Raw genomic sequence first — 24,742 nt, 5'->3', positions numbered from 1 at the left:
ACCTCAAAGACACGTCGCCCGCTCGGCCGCAACGTAGCCGAACAGCAGCCCGAGCCCGAACAGCAGCACGAGTGCGGCGGCGGCGAATTCCAGGCCGCGCATGATCACCATGCCGCCGCCGTCGCGCGCGCCGCTCAGCCGCTCGGCCACGCCGCGCGCCGACACCGCGACCAGCGCGATCGCGGCCACCGTGATCGCGGTGCCGAGCCCCATCACGAAGGTCGCGGCAATGCCGGCCCAGAACAGGCCCTGCGCCAGGGCGAACACCAGCACCAGGATCGCGCCCGAGCACGGCCGGATCCCGACCGTGAGGATCGCACCTAGGCCGCGCCGCCAGCCGCCGGGACCGGCGAGCTCGGCCGGCGTCGGCCCGTGCGAATGGCCGCAATGCTCGTCATGGACGTGCTGCGCGTCATGCCCGTGATCGTGGCCGCGGTCATGATGATGGTCATGATCGTCATGCGCGTGACGATGATGATGCTCATGGCCATGGTCGTGGTGGTCGTGATCATGGTGGTCGTGATCGTGCTGATGCGCGCCGGCCATCGCCAGCGCCGGCCGCGGCAGCCGGAGCGCGCGGAGGAAGCCGCCACCCTTGACCCAGACCAGCCGGGCGCCGAACGCCGCGATCAGCGCGTAGCTTGCGATCTCGATTGCCTTCTCTGCGCCGCACATGGTCTTCGCCGTCGCATTGAGCAGCCAGGCGCAGATCCCGACGATGGCGACGGCGACCAGCGACTGCATCAGCGCCGAGGCGAACGACAGCACGATGCCGCGCCGCGCGGTCTCGCGATTGGCGACCATGTAGGACGAGATCACCGCCTTGCCGTGGCCGGGGCCGGCGGCATGGAATATCCCGTAGGCAAACGAGATCGCAAGCAGCGTCCAGACCGCCGAGCCGTCGGATTTCGCGGCACGGATGGTCGCCGACATCTCGCGATAAAACTCCGACTGCTTTGCCAAGAGCCAGCCCACGATCCCGCCCTGCGGCTCCGCCGCGCGCGGTGCGCCGAACGGATTTTGCGCCAGCAGTGCATGAACCGCACCATCGAGCACCGCGACTGCCGCCAGCACGGCCGTGAAAACGGCGAGACTACGCATCACGCGGGAGGCGATCGGCGTCATGGGCACTCCACCGTGATCTTGTTGGCGAACATCATCGCGAAATTGCCGGCACTGCCGTCGAGGAAGTTCTGCTCGCCGAGCTTCTGCGCGGCGGCGGTGCCGTCATTCGGCCGCTCGAACGCCATCTTGCAGTCGGCCGCGGCGCCGACCAGCTTGACCGGTTCCTTCTCGGCGAACTGGAAGTCGATGAAGTAGGTCGGGTCGAACACTTCGAGCGACAGCTGCCGGGCCTTGAACGGCGTTTTCACCGGCAGGGTGAAGTGCAGCGTCAGCGCCGAATCCTTGTATTCGAGGAAGTAATCGACCGGCTCGGTGAACTTCTGCTTCTTGCCGTCGCCCTTGGCAAAGGTGAAGTAGGCGTATTCCTTCAGCGACTCGACATTGGTCTGCGCCAGCGGCGCCAGCTCCTCGCGGCTGTACGCGCCCTTCACCTTGGTCTCGATGCCCTGCAGCGCATAGGTCGAGAACATGTCATCGAAGGTCCAGGCGTGGCGGACCCCGGTGATGGTGCCGTCAGGCGCGTAGATCAGCTCACTCTTGGCCACGATCCAGACATGCGGATGGGCCGCGGCGGCCACCGTGCCGAGCACGACGGACGCCGTAAGCGCGAGCCCGGCAATCAGGCACTTCAGGGACTGCCGCACCTTCAGGCCGCCTTGGGCGTCTCGAGCAGGCCGCGACGGCGCAGCAGCGCATCCGGCTCGGGCTCGCGGCCGCGGAAGGCGACATAGGCCTCCTCAGGATCGCGCGAGCCGCCCGACGAATAGATGTCGTCATGCAGCCGCTTGGCGGTCGCCGGATCGAAGATGTCGCCGGCCTCTTCAAAGGCGCCGAACGCGTCGGCGTCCATCACCTCCGACCACATGTAGCTGTAGTAGCCCGACGCATAGTGGTCGCCGGAGAAGATGTGGCCGAACTGGGTCGGCCGGTGCCGCAGCGAGATTTCCGCGGGCATGCCGATCTTCTCCAGTTCCTTCTGCTCGAAGGCGCGGACGTCGCGGCTCGCCGCCGCCGGCTGGGTGTGGAATTCGAGGTCGACCAGCGCCGAGGAGACGAACTCCACGGTGGCAAAGCCCTGGTTGAACTTGCGCGCGGCAAGGAAGCGCTTGAGGAGGTCGTCCGGCAGCGCCTCCCCGGTCTGGTAGTGGCGGGCGAAGCGCTGCAGCACCTCGGGCCGCTCCTGCCAGTGCTCGTAGAGCTGCGAGGGCAGCTCGACGAAGTCGGTGAAAACCGACGTCCCCGACAGCGACGGATAGGTCACGTCCGAGAGCATGCCGTGCAGGCCATGGCCGAACTCGTGGAATAGGGTCCGCGCGTCGTCGGGCGACAGCAGCGACGGCGCGCCGTCGGCGCCCTTGGCGAAGTTGCAGACATTGATGACCAGCGGCGCGACGTCGCCGTCGAGCTTTTGCTGGTCGCGCAGCGAGGTCATCCAGGCGCCGGAGCGCTTCGAAGGCCGCGCGAAGTAGTCGCCGTAGAACAGCGCCTTGTGCTGGCCGTCGCGGCCCTTGACCTCCCAGACCCGCACATCCGGGTGCCAGACCGGGACGTCCTTGCGCTCCACGAAGGTGACGCCGAACAGGCGGGTGGCGCAGTCGAACGCGGCCTCGATCATGTGGTCGAGCACGAGATACGGCTTGATCGCGGAATCGTCGAAATTGGCGCGGCGTTGGCGCAGCTTCTCGGCGTAGTAGCGCCAGTCCCAGGACGCCAGGGTGAAATTGCCGCCCTCCTCAGCGATCAGCGCCTGCAGCGCATCGCGGTCGGCGAGCGCCCGCGCCCGTGCCGGCTTCCAGACCCGCTCCAGCAGGCCGCGCACCGCCTCCGGCGTCTTGGCCATGGAATCCTCGAGGCGGTAGGCGGCGTAGGTCGGGAAGCCCAGGATATTCGCGGTCTCCTCGCGGAGCGTGAGGATCTCCACGATGGTCGCGTTGTTGTCGTTGGCGTTGCCATTGTCGCCGCGGGCCGTGAACGCCTTGTAGACCTTCTCGCGCAGGTCGCGCCGCGACGAGCTCTGCAGGAACGGCTCGACCGAGGAGCGCGACAGCGTCACGATCGCCTTGCCCCCCATGCCGCGCTCTTCCGCCGCAGCCTTGGCGGCCGCCACAAATGTGTCGGACAGGCCGGCGCGGTCGCCCTCGCCGAGCTCCATGGACCACTCCTGCTCGTCACCGAGCAGATGGTGGCTGAACGAGGTGCCGAGCTGCGCGAGGCGCTCGTTGATCGCGGCCATGCGGGCCTTGGCCGCGTCGTCGAGCCCGGCGCCGGAGCGGTGGAAGCGGGTATAGGTGCGCTCCAGCAGCCGCATCTGCTCGCCGGTCAGGCCGAGCGAGGCGCGCTTCTCGTGCAGCATGGCGATGCGGCCAAACAGCACAGCGTTCATCATGATCGGATTCCAGTGCCGCGCCATCCGGGGCGACACCTCCTTGTCGATCTCAAGGATCGCAGGGCTCGAATGGGCCGAGACCAGGTCGTAGAACACCGCCGAGACCTTCGACAGCAGCTTGCCGGAGCGTTCCAGCGCCGTGATCGTGTTGTCGAAGTCGGGCATCGCTGGATCATGGGTAATCGCAGCCACTTCGGCCGAATGGTCGGCGAAGGCCTGCTCGAAGGCGGGGAGGAAATGCTCCGGCTTGATCTCGGCGAAGGGCGGGGTCTCGAGCGGCGTCTGCCACGCCTTCAGGAGGGGGTTGGCCAAAGTCTGGACGTCGGCCTCTGCGCTGGTTTCTGACATCGAATGTCCCGTTTTTCGCCTTGAAAATGCTGCCCAATCTATATCACGCGATACGGCATTTTTGGGCCTTTTGCGCTTGATAGATGGGCACTTTTCGGAGAGATTGCGCCCCTGAACAGGACCTATTCCATGACCATGCAGCCCTCCACCGCAGGCAAGAGCCAGATCCTCTGGCCGAGCGTCATCACCGTGATCTCGGCGGCGATCCTGATCGGCGCGGAAGTGTTCGGTGCGGCCTTCGCTGGCGGCTGGGCGCTCGCGATCCTGTTCGGGCTCGACGACGTCGGCGCGCACATCCTGCAGGCCGTGCTGTTCGGCATCGGCGTGCTGATCATGATCGCCTTCATCCGCGCCGCGCAGCGCGTTGAGCCGTTCACGCGTCGCGCGTGAGTTCGAGCGATTCAAGAAAGCGCTGCGGCACAGGGCTTAAACGCACACGCTTCGTTAGTCATTCTTAACAGCCGTTCATCTTCAACGCCTGCTCGGCGTGCCATCGCAAGCACGCGTTAGGGAAATTTGTCGCTATCGCAAAAAAATTCTTGCGAAGCGAATTCAAAAGACTTATTTCCTGCCTTGCCCAATTTCGCACGTGCCTGTGGTCGTGTGTCAGTCGGTAGGTATCCGGACAAGAGGCCGGACAGCCGCCAAGGGGTGGAAGAACCGAGGGTCGCTTACGTCCGTCAGGACACGAGGTGGCCAGCCTCCCTCTCCAGGGATGCCGTTGAAGGTCTCACCACTCTTTGCAACCGTGACTGGCAGCCGGAGGCGAACCGGCGCACCCCGCTCTCAACGGGGGACGCGACTTAAAGCAACGACGGATCGGGCTTTTTTGGTCTCTACCGGCAGTCCAACGCCGGCGCGGGCTACTGAAAAGGCTTGTCCTTCATTGCCAGGTGTGCGGGCGGGAAACTCTCCCAACCAATCCACGGCAGCACAGTCTGGTTTGAGTCTTTTGGCTTTCGTTGCGCCTCCATCGCGCAATGCGGCCAGAGCACTCTTATCCGACGTCACGTTGATGCGGATCCCGTCGCTGGGGCCGTTGGAGAGTGCCATGACCGAACGTATCCAGGAATTCCTGCGTCACCGCCGCAGCGAAGGTCTCGACACCGAGCCGTGCCTCGTCGTCGACCTCGATGTCGTGCGCGACAATTACCAGACCTTCGCGAAGGTGCTGCCGGACAGCCGCGTGTTCTACGCGGTGAAGGCCAACCCGGCGCCCGAAGTGCTGGCGCTGCTCGCCTCGCTCGGCTCCTGCTTCGACACCGCAACCGTTGCGGAAATCGAGATGGCGCTGGCTGCCGGTGCGACGCCGGACCGCATCTCCTATGGCAACACGATCAAGAAAGAGCGCGACATCGCGCGTGCCTTCGCGCTCGGCATTCGCCTGTTCGCAGTCGACTGCGCCGCCGAGGTCGAGAAGATCTCCCGCGCCGCTCCCGGCGCCAAGGTGTTCTGCCGCATCCTCTATGATTGCGCCGGCGCCGAGTGGCCGCTGTCGCGCAAGTTCGGCTGCGATCCGGAGATGGCGGTCGACGTGCTCGACCTCGCCAAGCGCCTTGGTCTGGAGCCGTGCGGCATCTCGTTCCATGTCGGCTCGCAGCAGCGCAAGGTGAAGGCGTGGGACCGCGCGCTCGCGATGGCCTCGACCGTGTTCCGTGACTGCGCCGAGCGCGGGATCAACCTCACCATGGTCAACATGGGCGGTGGCTTCCCGACCAAGTATCTCAAGGACGTTCCGCCGGTCCTGCAATATGGCCGGTCGATCTTCCGCGCGCTGCGCAAGCATTTCGGCAACCAGATCCCGGAGACGATCATCGAGCCGGGCCGCGGCATGGTCGGCAATGCGGGCATCATCGAGACCGAAGTCGTTCTGATCTCGAAGAAGAGCGACGAGGACGAAGTGCGCTGGGTCTATCTCGACATCGGCAAGTTCGGCGGTCTCGCCGAGACGATGGACGAGTCGATCCGCTACGCCATCCGCACCCCGCATGACGGGGCGGACATGACGCCGTGCGTGCTCGCGGGCCCGACCTGCGATAGCGCCGACGTGCTGTACGAGAAGCTGCCGTATCCGCTCCCGGTAACGCTCGAGATCGGCGACAAGCTGCTGATCGAAGGCACCGGCGCCTATACGTCGACCTACTCGTCGGTGGCGTTCAACGGCATTCCGCCGCTGAAGACCTACCACATCTAAGCCGCCTCCTGATCGAGGCCTGATAAACCGGGAGCCGGCCCCGCCGGCTCCTTCCCGATCATTTTTGATTTTTCTGAACGACGCTTGCGCGGCGTGCGACATGCCGTTGCAGGCGGGGACTGACGTGCCATGACTGCAAATCGGAACACCCCCGTTGCCCTCATCCGAAATGCCGCTCCGTTCGCGATCCGTGCGGAGCGGGCTTCGGACGTCGTCGCGCGCGAAGCGCTGCTGGATGCCTGCTTTGGCGAGAACCGCCATGCCCGCATTTGCCAGCGCCTGCGCGACGGACGCGCGCCCGCCCAAGGTCTGAGCCTTGCGGCCGTGCGCCAGGACGGCCGGCTGGTTAGAACCGTGCGGCTGTGGCACGTCAGCGCGGGGGGCCGCAGCGCGCTGATGCTGGGGCCGCTGGCGGTCGGCGACGACTGCCGCGGCCTCGGCGTCGGCGCGGCGCTGATGCAGCGCGCGCTGGCCGTGGCGAAGGCCCGCGGCCACGGCGCGGTGATCCTGCTTGGCGATGCGCCCTACTACGCCCGCTATGGCTTCACCACCGCCAGGACCGGCGAATTGTCGCTGCCCGGCGCGTTTGCGCGCGAGCGGCTGCTCGGCCTCGAGCTGGTCGAGGGCACACTGGACGGCGCCTGGGGCATGATCACGCCGACTGGCGCACCGCTGCCCAAGAGCAAGGCATCGAGCAAGGCAACCCGCAACCGGAAGGCACCGCTCGCCGTGCCGCACGCGGCGTAAGGCGGGCGCTATGGCAGAGAACCTTCCTGCAATCGATGGCGCACGCCCGCGTTGGCGCGGCCTCGTCACCACGGTCATGCTGGTCCTGATCTCGGTCATGATCGTCAGGGACATCCTGATCCGGCGCTGGACCGGCACGCCGCCGTCGCCACCGGACACCACGCAGCAGTCCCACTAGCGCCGCCCGCAAGGCCCAGAATAGAAGGGGTTGCGCGGGCGCCAAAAATGCCCGTAAACCCCGCGCAAAGCCATTTTCAGCCGAGGTTCGAGATGTCCCGCCGCCTGATTTCCACCGGCTCGCCGTTCGAGAAAACCGCGGGCTACAGCCGTGCCGTGATCGACGGCGACTTCGCCTTTGTCGCGGGAACCACCGGCTACGACTACGCCACGATGACGATGCCCGATGATGTCACGAGCCAGTCACGGAACTGCTTCAAGACCATCGAGGCTGCCCTCAAGGAGGGTGGCTTCGCGATGGCCGACATCGTCCGCGCGACCTACTACCTCACTGACGTCAGTGACGCGGATGCCCATTTCGCGGTCTGCGGCGAGGTGCTCGGCGAGATCCGACCTGCCGCGACGCTGCTGATCGTCGCGGGGCTCTACAAGCCCGAGATGAAGGTCGAGATCGAAGTCACCGCAAAGCGACGCAACCCCTGATCCACTCTACTCGCCGCTCGGCGCTCTCCTGGAGAAAATGATGAGCCCCTCCTCGCAGATCTACGCGAAAATCACCGGTCCCATTGTCATGATCGGCTTCGGCTCGATCGGCAAAGGCACGCTGCCGATGATCGAGCGGCATCTCGATTACGACAAGTCGCGCATCACCGTGATCGATCCCAAGGATGAGGGCCGCAAGGCCCATTGCGAGAAGCAGAATGTCAAATTCATCCAGCAGGCCGTGACCAAGGACAATTATCGCGACCTGCTGACCCCGCTGCTCACCGAGGGCGGCGGTCAGGGCTTCTGCGTCAATCTTTCGGTCGATACCGGCTCGACCGACATCATGGAGCTCTGCAACGAGCTCGGTGCCCTTTATATCGACACCGTCAACGAGCCCTGGCTCGGCTTCTATTTCGATGCTTCGAAGGGCCCGGAAGCGCGCTCCAACTACGCGTTGCGCGAAGTGACGCTGGCCGCCAAGAAGGCGCGTCCGGCGGGCTCGACGACGGCGGTCTCCTGCTGTGGCGCCAATCCCGGCATGGTCTCGTTTTTCGTCAAGCAGGCGCTGCTCAATGTCGCCGCCGATCTGAAGCTCAATGCCCCCAAGCCGAAGACCAAGGCCGAATGGGCGGACCTGATGCGGCAGGCCGGCATCAAGGGCATCCATATCGCCGAGCGCGACACCCAGCGCTCCAAGTCGCCGAAAGAGCCGGATGTCTTCGTCAACACCTGGTCGGTGGAAGGTTTCCTGTCGGAAGGCGTGCAGCCGTCCGAACTCGGTTGGGGCACCCATGAAAAATGGATGCCCGAGAATGCGCATACCCACGAAGCCGGCTGCGGCGCGGCCATCTATCTGATGCAGCCCGGCGCCAATACGCGCGTGCGGACCTGGTGCCCGACCCGCGGCGCGCAGTACGGCTTCCTCGTCACCCACAATGAGTCGATCTCGATCGCCGATTACTTCACGGTGCATGACGCATCGGGCAAGGCGATCTATCGGCCGACCTGCCACTATGCGTATCATCCGGCTGACGATGCCGTGCTGTCGCTGCACGAAATGTTCGGCCGCGCAGCCAAGATGCAGGAGAAGCACCACATCCTCGACGAGAACGAAATCGTCGACGGCATCGACGAACTCGGCGTGCTGCTGTTCGGCCACGACAACAATGCCTACTGGTACGGCTCGCAGCTCTCGATCGAAGAGACCCGCAAGCTCGCGCCCTACCAGAACGCGACCGGCCTGCAGGTGACCTCGGCCGTGCTCGGCGGCATGGTGTGGGCGCTGGAGAACCCGAACGAGGGCATCGTCGAAGCCGATGAGATGGATTTCGATCGTCTGCTGGAAATCCAGCTACCGTATCTCGGCCCGGTGAAGGGTTTCTACACCGACTGGACCCCGCTGACGGATCGTCCGGGACTGTTCCCGGAAGATATCGACACCAGCGATCCCTGGCAGTTCAAGAACGTCCTGGTGCGCTGAGAGGCCTTCCGGCCAAATCTCGAAAACAACCCCATGCACAGTAGCCGGCGAGATCGGCTGGCTCTCGTCATTCCGGGCTGGCCCGAAAGGGCCAGGCCCTCCGGTGCGCAATTGCGCACCGGAGAATGACAGCGGCGGCTCACTTCGCCATGTAGTCGAACGCCACCGAGCCCAGGCCCAGCGTCAAATCCGCCTTGTAGTGCAGCGCCGAGACCACCTCGCGCACAGGCAGGCGGGCGACGTCGCACAGCGCGTGCGGGAACAGACCGAGCGCGGAGGGCCCTGTCCAGGCCTCCTTCAAGGTGATGTCGTCGAGATGGAAACGCACCAGTTCGCAGATCCGCGGCGTGCCGTCGACATGCGGAATGATCTTCAGGATGAAGTTCGGCGCCTTCATCGCGTTCAAGACCGTGTCGTGATCGACCTTGTGGTACTTGTAGCCCATCGTGGCGGAGGCGCAGAGCACCGAGCCGTAATGCAACGAGCCGACCAGCACGTCGCTCTCGACCGCGATCTTGGGCCGCGCCAGCTTCTTCGGAAATCCCCACAGCTCGCGGCCGCCCGCGATCGGGGCCTCGTCGTCGAGATACATCGCGTGGGTATAGGCCCCGAGCTCGCCCTTGAAGCGGACCGGGATCACCTGCCCGGTCTCGGTGTAGTCGCCGAAGCCGGTCGAGTCGGGCATGCGGATGAATTCATACTTCACGACAGGCTCGGCAACCTCAAGCGGCTCCGGCACCACGGCCGCGAGTGCTTCCGGGTCGGTCTTGTAGGTGATGATGAAATATTCGCGGTCAAAGAACCGGTACGGTCCCGGCGGAAACGACGGGTTGGTGAGCGGCATCGAATAGGCGGTGCGCCGGACGTCCTCGATCTTCATGAAAGGCCCCATCTGTCGTTGCAAGACGACAGATTATGGCGGGCGCGGGCGGCGGAGGCGAGACCGTATAATCGGCAGCATCAGTCAAATGCGCGTCACAATGCGTCGGCCGAACGCGGCTATTTCTTCTCGATCGGCGGGGCGATCTTCTCGGCGGGCGCCGGCGGCAGCGCCGGCTTGGCGCCGGCCTTCTGGGCCTCAGCGTCGGGACGCGCCGGCTCCGGCGCCGGCGTGGTCGGCCGCTCGCCACCGGGTTTTGACTCGGCCGGCGGCGTTGTCTGCGGCGGCTGGGTCGCCTGCGCCATTTCCTGCGGCGGGGCAGCGTTGATCGCGTGCAGCGAAACTACCGCGATCGCGACGCCTGCCACTACCAGCGTTGAGGCGATCAGCACGTCGTTCCGCAGCCTGGTCCGATCCGCAACCATCTCGTTCACCCGCGTATTGTCAGCGAGGTCAACGATCCGGCTGCCGCATGGTTCCTGAGCAGAGCTTGCGGGAACCCGGCCTCAATCCGTGGTGCTGATTTCCCAGGTCACGTGCCGCACGCCCGGCTGATGCTGCAGGTCGACCACCACGGCATTCAGCTCGTTGGGGTCGACCGCGGTCGAGACCAGCTCCGCCACGATCTCCAGGAAGTCGTCGCCGGCCTCGACCACGTTGACATCGGCGACCGGATAATTCGCGGCCTCGAGCTTCTCCACCAGGCGGTCGCGCATGTCGGGCAGCACCTCGGGGGTGACCGCGAGCTTGAAGTAGTAGGTCGCCTCAAGCGCCTTCTCGTTCAGCGGGATGCGGTTGATGGCGTTGACCAGCGGGCGCAGCAGCGTGTTGCCGGCGATCACGAACACGGTCAGCACCGCCGCCTGCGCCACCAGGTCGGCGCCGGCGCAGGAGCCGACCGCGGCCGAGGCCCACAGCGTCGCCGCGGTGTTCAGCCCGCGCACGTCCATGCCCTGCTTCATGATGACGCCGGCGCCCAGGAAGCCGATCCCCGACACCACATAGGCGATCACCCGCACCGCGCCGTCGGCGCCGGCCAGATGCATCGCGAGGTCGACGAAAGCCGCCGCGCCGACCGCGACCAGCACATTGGTGCGCAGCCCCGCGGTGCGCTGGCGGTACTGCCGCTCGGCCCCGATCAGCGTGCCCAGCACAAAAGCTGACGTCAGGCTGACCAGGGTGTCGATGAAGTCGGCGAGCTGGAATGTGGTGAGAAATCGCATGGCGCTGCCGATTCTTCCTCGCCCGAGAACGATGCAGCGATCTCTTACATTTCCACGATGCCCGCGTCACCATCTTCCGTGCCGAAGGCGAGCAGCGTGCCCTTGGCATTCCATCCCAGCGCGGAGACCGCGGTACCGGCATTCCGGCGCACCAGGATCTCGGCGCCGTCTTCGAGCCGGACCATCAGCACAGTACCGTCGGCATAGCCGACCGCCATGATGTCGTTCTTCGGATGGCAGGCGACCACTGCGACCCGCGCCGGCATCGGCGCCAGCATCGCCGGCTCCTTGCCCATCGGCCCGTCCTTGCTGGTGAACGGCCAGACGATCACGGTATCGGCGCCCGAGGTCGCGAGCCCCTTGCCGCCGGCGCTCCATGACATCGAGCGCACGCGGCCGGGATAGCCGCTCATCCGCATGTGCCTGTTATCGGCGAGCCGCCAGCCATGCATCGCGGCCTCGTGCATCGCCGTGACCAGGAATTTATTGTCCGGGCTGAAAGAGACCGCGAGATGCGAGCCGGCCCATTCCAGGAATTCCGGATTGGCCGCCATGTTGGGAAACCACAAGGTCACGCCGTTGTAATGCGCGATCGCAAGCCGCAGGCCCTTCGGCGCGAACGCCAGCCCGCCGACGGTCGACGGCACTTCGAAGGTTTTCTCTTCGCCCTTGGGATTACGCACGAAGGCAGTCTTGCCCGCCGACCACGCCACGGTGCCGTCGCCGTGCAGGGCGACATTGTCGATCCAGCGCCGCTTGGCGTCGGTCGCAATGACAGAGGTCTCGCCCTTGGCGTCGATCGCGATCAGCTTGCCGTCGTCACCGCCGGTGACGAGCCGCTTGCCGTCGGAGACCGCGCACAGGATGGCGCCGAAATGCGTCTCGGTGCGCGTGATCTCGCCGTCGGCGGTCGCGATCGCGACACTCTCCTCGGCGCCGACGAAGAACGCGCGGTCGCCGAGGAAATGCACCGAACCGACCGCAGCACCAAGCGGAAGCGGCTTGACGCGATCGGTGATCGACACGATGGAAGAAGGGGCCTCGCCCGGATCGAACTCTTTCATCACGTGGTGATGCACTGCTCGAAGCCGTCGCGGATCGCCTGCTCCGGCAATTCGCGACCGATGAACACGACGCGGCTTTCGCGCTTCTCGCCGTCCTTCCACTTCCGCTGATGGTCGCCCTCCAGCATCATGTGGACACCCTGGAACACGTAGCGGTCGTCATCGCCGGTGAAGGCGAGGATGCCCTTCGAGCGCAGGATCTTCTGGCCTTCGGTGGCGACGAGGTTCTGCAACCAGGGCATGAACTTGGTCGGGTCGAGCGGCTTGTCCGAACGCAGCGACAGCGATTGCATGTCCTCGTCGTGATAGTGCTTCAGCCCGTGGCCGTGATCCTGGTGATGGTGATCATGGTCATGACCGTGGTGATGATCGTGGTCGTGGTCGTGACCGTCGCCGGCCTCGAGGAAATCCGGCTCGATCTCCAGGATGCGGTCGAGATCGAACGCGCCGCGCTCCAGCACGTCTGATATCCCGACCTGGCAACGCTCGGTGCGATGCAGTTTTGCGTAGGGATTGATGCCGCGAATCCGGGCCTCGACCTCGGCGAGCTCAGCCTTCGAGACCAGGTCGGTCTTGTTCAGCACGATGACGTCGGCGAACGCGATCTGGTTCTTGGCTTCCGGCGCGTCCTTGAGGCGGTCGCTCAGCCACTTGGCGTCGGCGACGGTCACCACGGCATCGAGCCGGGCGTTCTTCTGCACGTCCTCGTCGACGAAGAAAGTCTGCGCGACCGGCGCTGGATCGGCAAGGCCCGTGGTCTCGACGATGATGGCGTCGAACTTGCCCTTGCGCTTCATCAACCCGTCCATGATGCGGACGAGGTCGCCGCGCACCGTGCAGCAGACGCAGCCATTGTTCATCTCGAACACTTCCTCATCGGCGCCGATGATGAGGTCGTTGTCGATGCCGATCTCACCGAATTCGTTGACGATGACGGCGTATTTCTTGCCGTGGTTTTCCGACAGGATGCGGTTCAGCAGCGTGGTCTTGCCGGCGCCGAGATAGCCCGTCAGCACGGTCACTGGAATTTTTTGCGAAGCTTCAGCCATAACAACTCCGAGGAACTTGGGGCCGCGCTCAATCCCGGCAAGGGGGCCCCTGCCCTAGTTGGCGAGCGCGCTGGTCAGGGCCTTTATATTGTGCCTGACCATATCAATGTAAGTGGGTGCCTGGCCCTTTTCGGCCGTCAAACTGTCCGAATACAGGGTCCCGCCGACCTTGGCCCCGGTCTCGGCCGCGATCCGCTCGACCAGGCGGGGATCGCTGATATTTTCGAGAAAAACTGCCGGAATTTTCGCGACCCTGATCTGGGCGATGATGGCGGCGATATCGCGTGCGCTGGGCTCGGAATCGGTCGAGACGCTGAGCGGCGAGAAAAACGTAATTCCGTAGGCGTCGGCGAAATAGCCGAAGGCGTCGTGGGTCGAAATCACCTTGCGCCGCGCGTCCGGTATTTTCGCCACCGCCTCATGCACCTCCCGGTCGAGCGCCTCGAGCCTGGCCAGATAGGCGTCGGCATTGGCCTTGAAGACGCCGGCATGGTCGGGGGCCGCGGCGATCAACCCGTCGCGAATATTGACGACATAGATCTTCGCATTGGCCACCGATTGCCAGGCATGCGGATCGTCATGGCCGCCCATCTTGCGCGGCATGATGCCCTTGGTTGCCATCGCGACCGGCGCCTTGCTGCCGGAGGCTTGCAGCAGCCGCGGCAGCCAGCCCTCGAAGCCGAGGCCGTTGATGACCAGCAGCTTCGCGTCGGCGACCTTCTTGGCATCCGCCGGCGTCGGCGCGTAGACATGCGCGTCGCCGTCGGGCCCGACCAGCGCCACCACGTCGACGCTGTTGCCGCCGACATTGCGCACCATGTCGGCGAGGATCGAGAAGCTCGCAACGACGTTGATGCGCTCCTCGGCGCGCGCCGCGCCGCTCGCCAGCAGCAGCACCAGACCGATCAATCCGAACAACCGCCGCATCGTCCTCACGCCTCGAGATGGCGGCCGGGAAACAGCTGTCGGACCAGGCCGCTGACATTGCCGAACAGCAGCGACACGATATAGAGCCCGGCCGCGACCAGGATGATCGCAGGGCCGGAGGGAATCCGGGTCTGGTACGACAGCACCAGCCCGGCATAGCCCGACACGATCGCGCTCGCGACCGCGATGCAGATCATGGTGGTGATGTCGCGCGACCAGAACCGTGCGATGCCCGCGGGCAGGATCATCAACCCGACGCCGAGCAGCGTGCCGAGCGCATGGAAGCCGTTGACGAGATTGACGACGACCAGCGCGAGGAAGGCGAGATGGGCCGGCGCGCCGGCCCGGCTCACGGTGCGCAGGAACACCGGATCGACGCATTCGATCACCAGCGGACGATAGATCACCGCGAGCACCAAGAGCGTGATGGTGGCGTTGAACGCGATCACCAGCAGGGTCTGGTCGTCCATCGCGAGAATGTTGCCGAACAGCACGTGCAGCAGGTCGATGTTGGTGCCCTTGATGGAGACGATCGTGACACCGAGCGCGAGCGAGACCAGATAGAAGGTCGCAAGCGAAGCATCCTCCTTCAACTCGGTGGTGCGGGCGACGAGGCCGGCGAGCAGCGCCACCGCAAAGCCGGCAATCAGGCCGCCGGTCGTCATCGCGAACAGATTGAGCCCGGACAGCAGGAAGCCGATCGCGGCCCCCGGCAGGATCGCATGCGCCATGGCGTCGCCGACCAGGCTCATCCGCCGCAGCATCAGGAACACGCCGATCGGCGCTCCACCAAGCGACAGCGCGATCACAGCCGCGAGCGCGCGGCGCATGAATTCGAATTCGGTAAAGGGCGTGATCAGCGCGTCAGTCAGCATCGGCGTCAGGCGGCCCGTGAGCGCGGATCGGCGGCGCAGGCCGCGGCACTGTCGTCGAACGCCTCGCACATCCGCATCGCGACCGTCAGATTGTCCGGCGTCAGCGTCTCCGCGGTCGGGCCCCATTCCACCGGGCCGCGCGCCAGGAGCAGCGTTTCCGGGAAATTGTTGCGCACCATGTCGAGGTCGTGCAGCGCCGCCAGCACCGTGCGGCCCTCGCCGTTCCAGCGCTTCACCAGCGTCAGCAGGTCGGCAGTGGTCTTGGCATCGATCGCGTTGAACGGCTCGTCGAGCACGATCAGACGGGCATCCTGCAACAGCACACGCGCGAACAGCATGCGCTGCATCTGGCCGCCGGACAGCGTGCCGATCGGACGGTTCTCGAAGCCGTTGAGGCCGACGGCGGCGAGCGCCGCCAAAATCTTGTCGCGCGCGGCCTTGCCGATGCCGCCGAAGAAGCCGGTCGAGCGCCACAGCCCGGTGCCGACGAAATCGAACACCGAGATCGGAAACGTACGGTCGATGTCGGCGGATTGCGGCAGGTAGGCGATGTCACGGTGGTCGAGCCCGTCGAGATCGATCACGCCCGACAGCGGCTTGAGCACGCCGGCGATGCCGCGTAGCAGCGTCGACTTGCCGGCGCCGTTCGGGCCGATCACGGCCAGCAGCGCGCCCGCCTCAACCGCGCCGTTGAGATGGTGCACCGCCGGGTGCCGATCGTAGCCGAGCGTGACGTCGCGGAAGGTGACAAGCGGAGACCCCATCATTCACCTCATCGCCAGCCAGACGACGGCCCACAGGCAGGCCGAGACCGCGAGCGCCGCGCCCAGCCGGGCCGGCACCGGCATGCGCAGAATCGACCAGGGCGCGGCCTGGGCCGGATGCGCCGAGGGGCCATGGCTGTGCCCGTGGGGATGGCTGTGGCCGTGATGGTGGTGGTCGTCGTGGGAGTGCGTATGCGCCATGAGGCAACTGTTATATTATAACATAACGCGAGTCTACCAACGAGGAACTCATGGCCGCTCCGCAAAACCGGGAGAGATTCGAGCTGCGCCGGCAGAGTGACGACCTGGTTTACAGCTTTGTCCGGAAAGTCCGCCCCGATGGAACCGTCGGCTACCAGCGTCAGGATCAGGATCTTTGGATTGAGCACCGGCCGAGCTGGGGCTGGGTGGCCTGGGACGCCGAGAGCCAATCCTGCAGCGGCCGCCCCTGGAACGTGCTGCCGGCCGATCAGGGCGATCATCCGCCGGAAGGCGACTGGGTGAGCCGCAAGGGGACGAAGTCGTATGTTTATAGCCTTGTGTATGTGGGTTAGGCGGACGCGGGCTCGCGCGCAGTTCTCTCCAGCGTCGTCCTGGCGAAAGCCAGGATCCATAACCACCGCATTCAGTGATGAACACGCTCGCGGCCCCAACGTCGCGCAACAATCGAGACTTGGGGTAATGGGTCCTGGCCTCCGCCAGGACGACGATGAGGATGGTTCTCGATTCAAGGGAGAGACGGGAGCCAGTCTACTGGCACACCGGCGCGGTCAGTTTCGGGTCGGCTGGTCTTGCTGACCAATATCCCCGCTGACCGAGCTCCGCATCGTTTGTCGCGGGAGCACATACGTAGCTCGTCTTGCCAACGCACATGGGCGAGCCAATCGAGAAGATGAGGTTTTCGTAGATGCAGTAACTGCCGATCCCGGACGGCAGATCGGTCGGCGGCGAAGTGGATCCGCCCAAATAGGGCTGTGAAGAAACGCCCGGCGCCCTGTCTTGCGCCGCGGCCGCTTGAAGGGAAATCAAAAGCGTCAGACACGTGACGATGCGGAGCATGGTCCCCTCCGGTCAAGGAATGCCGGCGAAGCGTCAAGCCACTTCCGCGCAGGAGCGCACGGGCAGGCCGCAACTGAAGCGCTAGCAGGCCAATATGACACTTGCTTTGCAAGTTGGTCCGCCCCGATCGCAAACAGGTTCAGGCAGCCGGCCCTGCTGACACCACGCTGTCAGCACGACGGGCGTAGGCAAACCTCGTGCGGGTACAACCCCGGGCGGGATTGGGAGGCAGCGTGGCATGCACGATCGCTCATCTGACGTCGCCCAAGAGCGATCGACCCTGATCACGCTCGTTCTTGGCCTTGGCGCGTTCCTGATCCTTTTCGATGTGACCGCGGTCGTGGTCGCCATGCCGGGCATAGCCGGGGATCTCGGGTTCGCCGTCGCCGGCTCCGCCTGGGTGATCGATGCCTACAGCCTTGCCCTCACCGGCGCGCTATTGGCATCAGGCGCGCTTGCGGACCGGTTCGGGCGGCGGCGCGCGATGCTGGCCGGCAACGTCGTGTTTCTGCTGGCGTCGATTGCCTGCGGCGCGGCGACGAGCGGTCCGTTGCTGCTCGCCGCACGCATGCTGCAAGGCATCGGTGCGGCCTTCCTGAGCACAGGCGCCATTGCGCTGGTCGCAGGGGCATTCCCGCATCAGCCTCAGCGGGCGCGGGCCTTCGGCACCATCGGGATGATCTCGGGCGTCGCCATGGCGCTAGGGCCAACCCTCGGTGGCCTGCTTGCCGCCTGGTTCGGCTGGCGCTGGATCTTTTATGCCAACATCCCCTTCTGCCTGACGCTGGCCTTTGCCGTGCCGCGGGTCGTTGCCGAGACGCATCAGCCGGGCGGGCGCCCGCTCGATCCGGCGGGTATCGTCCTGCTGACGCTCTCGCTGGGTCTCGCGATCGATGCGCTGTTGAGGCATGACGCCTCGCCGATCGTGAGAGCGGCCGGGCTGATCGCAAGCGTGGCGACCGCCGTCGGGTTCGTCCGGCAACAGTGGCGCAGCCACAATCCGGTGCTCGACCCGCGCGTGTTCGCGGCTCCGCCGATGATCGCCGTCGCGGCCTCGTTGATCGCGATCCAGTTCGGTTACTGGGCGGTGTTGGTCTATCTGCCGCTGTTCCTGAGCACCGCCCTGCATGTCAGCATGGAAGTGGCTGGCGTGGCGTTGCTTGCGGCGACATTGCCGATGCTGCTGGTCCCGCTGCTCGGTGGCCGCTTCGTCACCCAATGGGGCTGGCGGCGCTTCTTCATGATCGCCTCCGGCATCATCGCTGCCGGAGATGTGCTGCTCGTGACCGCTGCGCTATCCGCCGACGCCGGGCTGCGCGGCATCGCAACGGCGGCCGGCATGCTGACGATCGGCATTGGAGCTGCACTGGCGAACCCGCAATTGGGAAGCGTCGCCCTGGCGCTGGCGCCACCCGCGCAGGCCGGCATGGCGTCCGCCATGACTATGATCGTCCGCCAGGCCGGTTTTGCCATCAGTATCGCGGTGCTGGGGGCGACGCTCGGGACAACGGAATCGACTTCGGCATTCGCGGCCCCGTTCGTTCTTGCAGCGTTCGGAGCGATTGCCGGCGTGGTTGCCGCCGCCATGCTGTTTCCTGCGGTGAAGACCGGAGCGTCGGAAAGCCCGGCGGAGCAGCGGTAGGGTGCCCCCTTCGTCATTCCGGGGCGCGCCCCTTGGCGCGAGCCCGGAATCCATCACGCCACAGCACGCGCGGTGAAATGGATTCCGGGCTCTCGCTTCGCGAGCCCCGGAATGACGAGGCGAGGTATGCGCTCACGCCTCCCGCGCGTAACTCTTCAACCTCGCCTCGAGCACCGCGATCACCTGGTCGCGGACCGGATCGCGGGAGCCTTTCAGCCAGGCGGCGGCGAGCGGCAGGCGGCCGGTGCTGCTGCCGCGCTTGAGCCTTAAGGGAACGAAACGCACGCCCGGGATCGCCATGCGCGCGGTCCAGCGCGGCACGATGGCGACGCCGAGCCTTGCTGCGACCATATTGACGATGGTCTGCTTCTCGTCGGCGATCTCCTGGATGCGCGGCGTCAGCCCGGCCTCGTCGAACAGCTTGGTCGTGAGATCGTGGCTGTGCGGCCGCGAGCGGCGCTCCGGCACGATCAAGGGCTGATCGGCGATATCGGACAGCACGATCTGCTTGCGCCGCGCCAGCGCATGCTTGTGCGACAGCGCCACTACGGCTGTCTCCTGCAGCAGCGGAAAAAACTCGATGCGCCGGTCGGGCCGCTCCGGCGGGCGCACGAAAGCGAGATCGAGCGCGCCCGACAACAGCTTCGGCAGCAGCCGGATGGTCTTCTCCTCGAGCAGCTGCACGGCAACGTCCGGATGCGCGGCACGGAGGTCGCGCAGCAGCGGCGGCAAGAGGCCGGCCGCGGCGCTGTCGATCGCGCCGATCCGGAAGCGCCGCGCCTGCGGCTTGCGCAGCCGCCGGCGAAAGCCGTTCTCGATCGCCTCGGCGCGGCCGAGCAGCGCGCGTCCCTCGCGCAGCAGCACCGCGCCGTCCTCGGTCAGCGACACCGCGCGCGTGGTGCGCGCGAACAGCCGCACCCCGAGATCCTCCTCCAGCAGCTTGATGTGGCGGCCGAGCGCCGAGGGCATCATCTGCAGGCGCTGCGCCGCGCGGCCGAAATGCAATTCCTCGGCGGCCGCCACGAAGCAGCGAAGTTGGTGCAGTTCCAAGGTCCAAACTTCCCTTCGGCTCAGTCATCGTCATGGCCGGGCTTGTCCCGGCCATCCACGTCTCCCTGTGCCGCCAAGGCGTGGATGCCCGGCACAAGGCCGGGCATGACGCCGGTGAGAGCTGCGGCGATTATATCATTTTTTTGTATAAACCGGCGCGGATTGAATCGGAAGGGCGCAAGCCTCTAGCTTCCCGATGGCGCGGCGACATGCGCCATCCAACAAACAAAGACGAACCCTGAGGAAGCCCATGGAAAGCGAGCTTGGCACGCGCGTGTTGCGCAAGATCTCACTGCGCATCGTGCCGTTCATCATGCTGCTGTACTTCGTGGCCTTCATCGACCGCGTCAATATCGGCTTCGCTTCGCTGACCATGAACAAGGACATCGGCCTGTCGCCGACCGTCTACGGCTTCGGCGCCGGTATCTTCTTCTGGGGCTACTTCCTGTTCGAGGTGCCCTCCAACATCATCCTGCACAAGATCGGCGCGCGGATCTGGATCGCGCGGGTGATGATCACCTGGGGTATCGTTTCGGCGGCGATGGCGCTGGTGCAGGGCGCGACCAGCTTCTATGTGCTGCGCTTCCTGCTCGGCGCCGCCGAGGCCGGCTTCTTCCCCGGCATCATCCTCTACCTCTCCTACTGGTTCCCGGCGCGGCAGCGCGCCGCCGTCACCGCGCTGTTCATGGCCGCAGCGCCGCTCTCGACCGTGCTCGGCTCGCCGGTGTCGGGCGCACTCTTGGAGATGGACGGCCTGTTCGGCTTCAAGGGCTGGCAATGGCTGTTCGTGCTGGAGGCCGTGCCGGCTGTGCTGCTCGGTTTCGTCGTGCTCGGCTTCCTGACCGACCGGCCGGAGCAGGCCAGATGGCTCGCCGACGACGAGCGCGCCTGGCTGGTCAAGACCATGAAGGCCGAGAACGACGGCAAGGCCGCGACCGCGAGCCACAGCATCTGGCGCGGCCTGGCCGACCCGCGCGTGCTGGCGCTGGCGCTGGTCTATTTCGGTACCTCGGCCGGGCTCTACACACTTGGCGTGTGGGCGCCGCAGATCATCAAAGCGTTCGGCCTGTCGTCGCTGCAAGTCGGCTTCCTCAACGCGGTGCCGGCAACCATCGCTGTCATCGCGATGATCCTGTGGGCGCGGCATTCCGACCGCACCGGCGAACGCACCTGGCACGTCGTGATCGCCTGCCTGATCGCGGCCGCAGGACTTGCGCTTGCCGGATTGTGGACCGGCCTCGCCGCCGTGATCGCGGCGCTGACCTTGGTCAATATCGGCATCTCCTCGTCCAAGCCGCCGCTGTGGAGCATGCCGACCATGTTCCTGTCAGGCTCGGCCGCCGCGGCCGGGATCGCCACCATCAACTCGATCGGCAATCTCGGCGGCTTCGTCGGACCTGCGATGATCGGCTGGATCAAGGAGCGCACCGGCAGTTTCGAGGGCGGCCTCTATTTCGTCGCCGGCCTGCTGGTGCTGTCAGCCGTGCTCACGCTGCTGCTGTCGCGCGCGCAAGCCGCGCCCGCGCAATCCGAACCGCAACCCAACCCCATGCGAACCCGCTAACCACTTATCCGGAGACAACCCATGCGTACCCATTCCATCGCCGCTATCCCCGCCGACGGCATCGGCCCTGAAGTGATCTCCGCGGGTGTCCGCGTGCTCCAGGCGCTGGCGAAGCGCTCGGGCGACATCAGCTTCAACGTCAAAACCTTCGACTGGGGCTCGGACTATTACAAGAAGCACGGCGTGATGATGCCGGCCGACGGGCTCAAAGACCTGAAGAATCTCGACGCGATCTATTTCGGCGCGGTCGGCGCGCCCGACGTGCCCGACCACATCACGCTGTGGGGCCTGCGGCTGCCGATCTGCCAGGGTTTTGACCAATACGCCAATGTGCGGCCGACAAAAATCCTGCCCGGTGTCGCCTCGCCGCTGCGCAATGTCGGCGTCGGCGATCTCGACTGGGTAATCGTGCGCGAGAACTCCGAAGGCGAATATGCCGGGATGGGCGGCCGCGCGCACCGCGGCCTGCCGGAAGAGGTCGGCACCGAGGTCGCGGTGTTCACGCGCGTCGGCGTGACGCGGATCATGCGCTATGCGTTCCAGCTCGCGCAGTCGCGGCCGCGCAAATTCCTCACCGTGGTGACCAAGTCGAACGCGCAGCGCCACGGCATGGTGATGTGGGACGAGATCGCCGCCGAGGTGGCGAAGGAATTTCCCGACGTCACCTGGGACAAGATGCTGGTCGACGCCATGACGGTGCGGATGACGCTGCATCCGAAGAGCCTCGACACCATCGTGGCGACCAACCTGCACGCCGACATCCTGTCCGATCTGGCAGGCGCGCTGGCCGGCAGCCTCGGCGTCGCGCCGACCGGCAATATCGACCCGCAGCGCCGCTTCCCCTCGATGTTCGAGCCGATCCACGGCTCGGCCTTCGACATCACCGGCAAGGGCATCGCCAACCCGGTCGCGACCTTCTGGACCGGCGCGCAGATGCTGGAGCATCTCGGCGAAAAGGATGCCGCAGCGCGCCTGATGGCCGCGGTCGAGAAGGTCTGCGCGGCCGGTGTGCTGACGCCCGACGTCGGCGGCACGGCGACGACCAAGGAAGTGACCGACGCCGTGATCGACGCGATCCATGGGTCGAATGTGTGATGCGTCGGTGAGAAATGCAGTGAGGTGAGCACGTTGGTCGGGCTCCCTCCCCCCTTGCGGGGGAGGGTTGGGGAGAGGGGCGCGCTTGCTCCGCTCTCCATTGGGACTACGCCAGTCGCTGCGCAGGCTAATACGTCACGGCTCAATCTCTCGCTTCACTCCCGGGGCCACCCCTCTCCCCACCCTCTCCCGCAAGGGGAGAGGGAGCCCAACCAGGGTGCCCACCTCACGAAGGCACGCCCCTTCCGATACCAGCAACCGGGGAACAAACCGTGCTACCCGATCTGACCAGACGACACTTCATGACTGCCGGAGGACTATCGATCATGGCCGCGATGACGGGGATACGGCCGGCAGGCGCCGCGACATGGCATGATGAGATCCGCGCCATCGCATTCGACGTCCAGGGGACGTGCGTCGATTTCTATCAGCCGATCCTGCGTGCGGGGCAGGCCGTCAACACCGCGAAGGGGCTCACGCTCGACTGGGCCAGGCTCTCGAGTGAGTGGCGCGATCTCTATCGTGCCGCGCTCGACGACGTGATCGCCGGCAAGCGCGCGTGGATTCGGGTCGACCGCATCTATCGCGAGGCGCTGGATGTGCTGCTCGATCGCCACGGGCTCTCGGCGGCCTTCACGAGCCACGAGCGCGACGAATTGAACACCGTGTGGAGCAAGCTCGACGCATGGCCCGACAGCGTCGAGGGCCTTGCGCGCCTGCGTAGCCGGTTCGTGACCTCGACCTTGTCGAATGCCGGCATGGCCGCGGTGGTGGCGGTGGTCAAGCACGCGAAACTGCCGTTCGATGCCGTGCTGACCGCGGAGCTTGCGCACAGCTACAAGCCGTCACCCGCGGTGTATCAGCTCGCCGTCGACTACCTCGGCTATCCCGCCGACAAAATCCTGATGGTCGCCTGCCACAAATACGACCTGAAGGCGGCCCGTGCGTTCGGCATGCGCACCGCGTTCGTCGCCCGTCCGCTGGAATTCGGCCCGGCGGCGAAGGTCGACGTCGCGCCGGAATCCTGGATCGACCTCCACGCCGACAGCTTTACGCAACTCGCCGACATGCTCGTGCCGGCGTAGCGACGCGAGGGGGTGCGCGCCTCAAGAAAGCGCACGCGCCTCCGCGCAATTGGTCAGCCGCGCCGGCACGCCGACGGCGGTGCAGCCCGCCGGCACATCCGACGTCACCAGCGCGCCGGCGCCGACCTTGGCGAAGTCGCCGATGGTGAGATCTCCGATCAGCGTTGCGCCGGCGCTGAGCAGCACGCCGCGGCCAATCGTCGGGGCGTGGCGCGGGTCATCCTGATGCCGCGCGATGGTGACGTTCTGCAAGATCGTGACCTCGTCGCCAACCGAAGCCAGCGCGCCGATGATGATGCCGGTGCCGTGATCGAGGAAAACCGCCGTTCCGATCCGGGCCGACGGGTGAATGCTGATCTGCAACTGGTCCGCCGCCGCACTGTGCATCAACAGCGCGAGGTCGGGGCGATCGTGGCGCCAGAGCCAGTTCGACACCCGCCAGGCTTGCAGCGCGACGTAACCCTTGAAGTTGAGGAGCGGCTGCAGCAAGCCCGTGATCGCCGGGTCGCGGCCCACGATGGCTGTGAGATCGATGGCCGCGGCTTCGACCAGCGCGGGTTCGGCCGCGAACGCTTCGCGGGCGGTGCGCACGAACTGCGCGCGATCGGCTTCCGCGCGACTGATGCGCCGGCCGATCAGGAAGGCGAGCACGCCGCCGAGGTCGCCCTGATCGAGGATGAAGGCAGCCGACGCCTCGAGAAATGGATCGGCGACAACGGCAGCTTCCGCCTCGCGCCGGATCGCAAGCCAGAGATCGTCAGGACTCGCCGTCGCAAATGTCGCCATGATCACCTCATCGCCCCGCTTCAGGACGATAGAGTGGGCATGGCAGCCGCACAATGCAAACCGCCCGCGTGCTTGTCGCAAACGGGCGGCTCGGGGCCATCAGGTGTTATGGGGGCACATCGCCTGAAGGCTCAGTGCTTGCCTCGCGGGATCAGCCAGCCTTCCAAATTAGCCTTGCGGCGGCTGATCGTTCGGCGGGGTCGGACGGGTCTTGTGCTGCGCCATGAAGGCGTCGAACTCTTCCTTGTCCTTGGCGTGGCGCAGGCGATCGAGGAAGTTCTTGAACTCGACCTGCTCTTCCTCGAGCCGGCGCAGCGTGTCCTGGCGGTACTCGTCGAAGGCGCGGTTGCCGCTGGAGGGCGGGCCGAAGCCGCCGAACGGGAAGCCGCGGCGCTCCATGCGGCTCTTCATCCGCTCCATCTTGTCCTGCATGCGCTCCATCTTGTTCGCCCAACGATCCTGATCGTAGTGACTCCAACAGGCCATTTTTCTGCTCCCGAGTGTGAAAAAGAGAAGGGCGAGGCCGATCGGCCACCAGATCATGAAGCCGAGGATGATCCCGGCGATCTTCAGGGGATGCCACGGCGTCGCGTAGAAGTGCGGTCGGTAGGGCTCTTCGACGGGGCCGCGCCAGCGATTGACATCAGCGGTGTAGGCCATTTCCTTCTCCATGACGGCAATCACGCCGTTGTGAATGTAAATAACATTTACATAGATAGCCGAGCCCTCGGGAAAG

Annotated in this window: 28 protein-coding genes; 11 read left to right on the top strand and 17 right to left on the bottom strand. The window is 65.7% G+C overall.

Going from position 1 to position 24,742, the window contains the following annotated elements:
* Positions 1-3 precede the first annotated feature (3 nt).
* From BraRD5C2_RS03535 to BraRD5C2_RS03525, 3 genes are read right to left on the bottom strand one after another with little or no spacing between them, the layout of a single operon-like run.
* Complete coding sequence (locus BraRD5C2_RS03535) at positions 4-1,125, bottom strand: nickel/cobalt transporter (RefSeq protein WP_374707953.1); 1,122 nt, start codon at positions 1,123-1,125, stop codon at positions 4-6.
* Positions 1,122-1,757, bottom strand: a complete 636-nt coding sequence (locus tag BraRD5C2_RS03530; protein WP_374707960.1) for a DUF1007 family protein — start codon at positions 1,755-1,757, stop codon at positions 1,122-1,124. Before BraRD5C2_RS03530 ends, BraRD5C2_RS03535 begins: the two co-directional genes overlap by 4 nt.
* A gap of 14 nt (positions 1,758-1,771) precedes the next feature.
* Complete coding sequence (locus BraRD5C2_RS03525; RefSeq protein ID WP_223966864.1) at positions 1,772-3,859, bottom strand: M3 family metallopeptidase; 2,088 nt, start codon at positions 3,857-3,859, stop codon at positions 1,772-1,774.
* Between the two features lie 129 nt (positions 3,860-3,988).
* Here BraRD5C2_RS03525 and BraRD5C2_RS03520 point away from each other — a divergent pair, with 129 nt between their 5' ends.
* Positions 3,989-4,249, top strand: coding sequence for a hypothetical protein (locus BraRD5C2_RS03520; RefSeq protein WP_223966862.1), 261 nt, complete (start codon positions 3,989-3,991; stop codon positions 4,247-4,249).
* A gap of 396 nt (positions 4,250-4,645) precedes the next feature.
* Here the strand turns inward: BraRD5C2_RS03520 and BraRD5C2_RS03515 are convergent, their stop codons facing one another.
* Positions 4,646-4,912: a hypothetical protein gene (locus BraRD5C2_RS03515; RefSeq protein ID WP_212424036.1), complete on the bottom strand. Its 267-nt coding sequence runs from the start codon at positions 4,910-4,912 to the stop codon at positions 4,646-4,648.
* Here BraRD5C2_RS03515 and BraRD5C2_RS03510 point away from each other — a divergent pair.
* The 5 genes from BraRD5C2_RS03510 (at position 4,911) to BraRD5C2_RS03490 (ending at position 8,943) form a co-directional block, all read left to right on the top strand.
* Positions 4,911-6,053 carry a type III PLP-dependent enzyme gene (locus BraRD5C2_RS03510; protein WP_223966860.1) on the top strand — a complete coding sequence of 381 codons (1,143 nt, stop codon included), beginning with the start codon at positions 4,911-4,913 and terminating at the stop codon, positions 6,051-6,053. The two genes, BraRD5C2_RS03515 and BraRD5C2_RS03510, sit on opposite strands and share 2 nt — an antisense overlap.
* Positions 6,054-6,182: 129 nt before the next feature.
* Positions 6,183-6,800 (top strand): GNAT family N-acetyltransferase, encoded by a 618-nt coding sequence (locus tag BraRD5C2_RS03505; RefSeq protein ID WP_223966858.1) that lies wholly within the window; start codon positions 6,183-6,185, stop codon positions 6,798-6,800.
* Between the two features lie 10 nt (positions 6,801-6,810).
* Complete coding sequence (locus BraRD5C2_RS03500; RefSeq protein ID WP_171948002.1) at positions 6,811-6,978, top strand: hypothetical protein; 168 nt, start codon at positions 6,811-6,813, stop codon at positions 6,976-6,978.
* A gap of 92 nt (positions 6,979-7,070) precedes the next feature.
* Entirely contained in the window at positions 7,071-7,460 is a 390-nt protein-coding gene (locus BraRD5C2_RS03495; RefSeq protein ID WP_223966856.1) for a RidA family protein, read from the top strand.
* A gap of 40 nt (positions 7,461-7,500) precedes the next feature.
* Positions 7,501-8,943: a homospermidine synthase gene (locus BraRD5C2_RS03490; protein WP_212313912.1), complete on the top strand. Its 1,443-nt coding sequence runs from the start codon at positions 7,501-7,503 to the stop codon at positions 8,941-8,943.
* Positions 8,944-9,082: 139 nt separating this feature from the next.
* Here the strand turns inward: BraRD5C2_RS03490 and BraRD5C2_RS03485 are convergent, their stop codons facing one another.
* The 9 genes from BraRD5C2_RS03485 to BraRD5C2_RS03445 form a co-directional block, all read right to left on the bottom strand.
* Positions 9,083-9,823, bottom strand: coding sequence for an acetoacetate decarboxylase (locus tag BraRD5C2_RS03485; protein WP_171948001.1), 741 nt, complete (start codon positions 9,821-9,823; stop codon positions 9,083-9,085).
* Positions 9,824-9,942: 119 nt separating this feature from the next.
* Complete coding sequence (locus BraRD5C2_RS03480) at positions 9,943-10,248, bottom strand: hypothetical protein (protein ID WP_223966855.1); 306 nt, start codon at positions 10,246-10,248, stop codon at positions 9,943-9,945.
* An 81-nt stretch (positions 10,249-10,329) separates the two neighbouring features.
* Positions 10,330-11,046: an MgtC/SapB family protein gene (locus tag BraRD5C2_RS03475; RefSeq protein ID WP_223966853.1), complete on the bottom strand. Its 717-nt coding sequence runs from the start codon at positions 11,044-11,046 to the stop codon at positions 10,330-10,332.
* 44 nt (positions 11,047-11,090) lie between these two features.
* Entirely contained in the window at positions 11,091-12,110 is a 1,020-nt protein-coding gene (locus tag BraRD5C2_RS03470) for a WD40 repeat domain-containing protein (protein WP_223966851.1), read from the bottom strand.
* Entirely contained in the window at positions 12,110-13,159 is a 1,050-nt protein-coding gene (locus BraRD5C2_RS03465; RefSeq protein WP_223966849.1) for a CobW family GTP-binding protein, read from the bottom strand. The genes BraRD5C2_RS03470 and BraRD5C2_RS03465 overlap by 1 nt, the downstream gene beginning before the upstream one ends.
* A gap of 54 nt (positions 13,160-13,213) precedes the next feature.
* Positions 13,214-14,086, bottom strand: coding sequence for a metal ABC transporter substrate-binding protein (locus BraRD5C2_RS03460; RefSeq protein WP_223966847.1), 873 nt, complete (start codon positions 14,084-14,086; stop codon positions 13,214-13,216).
* A gap of 5 nt (positions 14,087-14,091) precedes the next feature.
* The gene (locus BraRD5C2_RS03455) at positions 14,092-14,961 is read right to left on the bottom strand and encodes a metal ABC transporter permease (RefSeq protein WP_092123731.1); all 870 of its coding nucleotides are present in this window, start codon (positions 14,959-14,961) and stop codon (positions 14,092-14,094) included.
* Between the two features lie 5 nt (positions 14,962-14,966).
* Positions 14,967-15,725 carry a metal ABC transporter ATP-binding protein gene (locus BraRD5C2_RS03450; protein WP_223966845.1) on the bottom strand — a complete coding sequence of 253 codons (759 nt, stop codon included), beginning with the start codon at positions 15,723-15,725 and terminating at the stop codon, positions 14,967-14,969.
* A 3-nt stretch (positions 15,726-15,728) separates the two neighbouring features.
* A complete protein-coding gene (locus BraRD5C2_RS03445; protein WP_212313921.1) occupies positions 15,729-15,926 on the bottom strand; it encodes a hypothetical protein in 198 nt (65 codons plus the stop codon).
* 50 nt (positions 15,927-15,976) lie between these two features.
* Between BraRD5C2_RS03445 and BraRD5C2_RS03440 the strand changes: the two genes are divergently transcribed.
* Positions 15,977-16,279: a hypothetical protein gene (locus BraRD5C2_RS03440; protein ID WP_223966843.1), complete on the top strand. Its 303-nt coding sequence runs from the start codon at positions 15,977-15,979 to the stop codon at positions 16,277-16,279.
* Between the two features lie 196 nt (positions 16,280-16,475).
* Here BraRD5C2_RS03440 and BraRD5C2_RS03435 read toward each other — a convergent pair whose 3' ends face one another.
* On the bottom strand, positions 16,476-16,784 hold the full coding sequence (locus BraRD5C2_RS03435; RefSeq protein ID WP_223966842.1) for a hypothetical protein: 309 nt from the start codon (positions 16,782-16,784) through the stop codon (positions 16,476-16,478).
* Between the two features lie 238 nt (positions 16,785-17,022).
* On the opposite strand from BraRD5C2_RS03435, the gene BraRD5C2_RS03430 reads away from it, so the two are divergent.
* The gene (locus BraRD5C2_RS03430; protein WP_223966840.1) at positions 17,023-18,426 is read left to right on the top strand and encodes an MFS transporter; all 1,404 of its coding nucleotides are present in this window, start codon (positions 17,023-17,025) and stop codon (positions 18,424-18,426) included.
* A gap of 132 nt (positions 18,427-18,558) precedes the next feature.
* Here the strand turns inward: BraRD5C2_RS03430 and BraRD5C2_RS03425 are convergent, their stop codons facing one another.
* Positions 18,559-19,476 (bottom strand): LysR family transcriptional regulator, encoded by a 918-nt coding sequence (locus BraRD5C2_RS03425; RefSeq protein ID WP_223966839.1) that lies wholly within the window; start codon positions 19,474-19,476, stop codon positions 18,559-18,561.
* A gap of 250 nt (positions 19,477-19,726) precedes the next feature.
* Between BraRD5C2_RS03425 and BraRD5C2_RS03420 the strand changes: the two genes are divergently transcribed.
* The 3 genes from BraRD5C2_RS03420 (at position 19,727) to BraRD5C2_RS03410 (ending at position 23,220) form a co-directional block, all read left to right on the top strand.
* Positions 19,727-21,040, top strand: coding sequence for an MFS transporter (locus BraRD5C2_RS03420; RefSeq protein ID WP_223966838.1), 1,314 nt, complete (start codon positions 19,727-19,729; stop codon positions 21,038-21,040).
* A gap of 21 nt (positions 21,041-21,061) precedes the next feature.
* Positions 21,062-22,135 carry a tartrate dehydrogenase gene (locus tag BraRD5C2_RS03415; protein ID WP_223966837.1) on the top strand — a complete coding sequence of 358 codons (1,074 nt, stop codon included), beginning with the start codon at positions 21,062-21,064 and terminating at the stop codon, positions 22,133-22,135.
* 326 nt (positions 22,136-22,461) lie between these two features.
* Positions 22,462-23,220 carry a haloacid dehalogenase type II gene (locus BraRD5C2_RS03410; protein WP_223966836.1) on the top strand — a complete coding sequence of 253 codons (759 nt, stop codon included), beginning with the start codon at positions 22,462-22,464 and terminating at the stop codon, positions 23,218-23,220.
* Positions 23,221-23,241: 21 nt separating this feature from the next.
* Here BraRD5C2_RS03410 and BraRD5C2_RS03405 read toward each other — a convergent pair whose 3' ends face one another.
* Positions 23,242-24,006, bottom strand: a complete 765-nt coding sequence (locus BraRD5C2_RS03405; RefSeq protein WP_223966835.1) for a serine acetyltransferase domain-containing protein — start codon at positions 24,004-24,006, stop codon at positions 23,242-23,244.
* A 168-nt stretch (positions 24,007-24,174) separates the two neighbouring features.
* The gene (locus tag BraRD5C2_RS03400) at positions 24,175-24,666 is read right to left on the bottom strand and encodes a DUF2852 domain-containing protein (protein WP_223966834.1); all 492 of its coding nucleotides are present in this window, start codon (positions 24,664-24,666) and stop codon (positions 24,175-24,177) included.
* Positions 24,667-24,742: the final 76 nt, after the last annotated feature.

Source organism: Bradyrhizobium sp. RD5-C2 (genome assembly GCF_019972155.1).
GTDB lineage: Bacteria > Pseudomonadota > Alphaproteobacteria > Rhizobiales > Xanthobacteraceae > Bradyrhizobium.
Note: the sequence above shows the minus strand (reverse complement) of the source record. Positions and strands in the feature narration are given on the sequence as shown.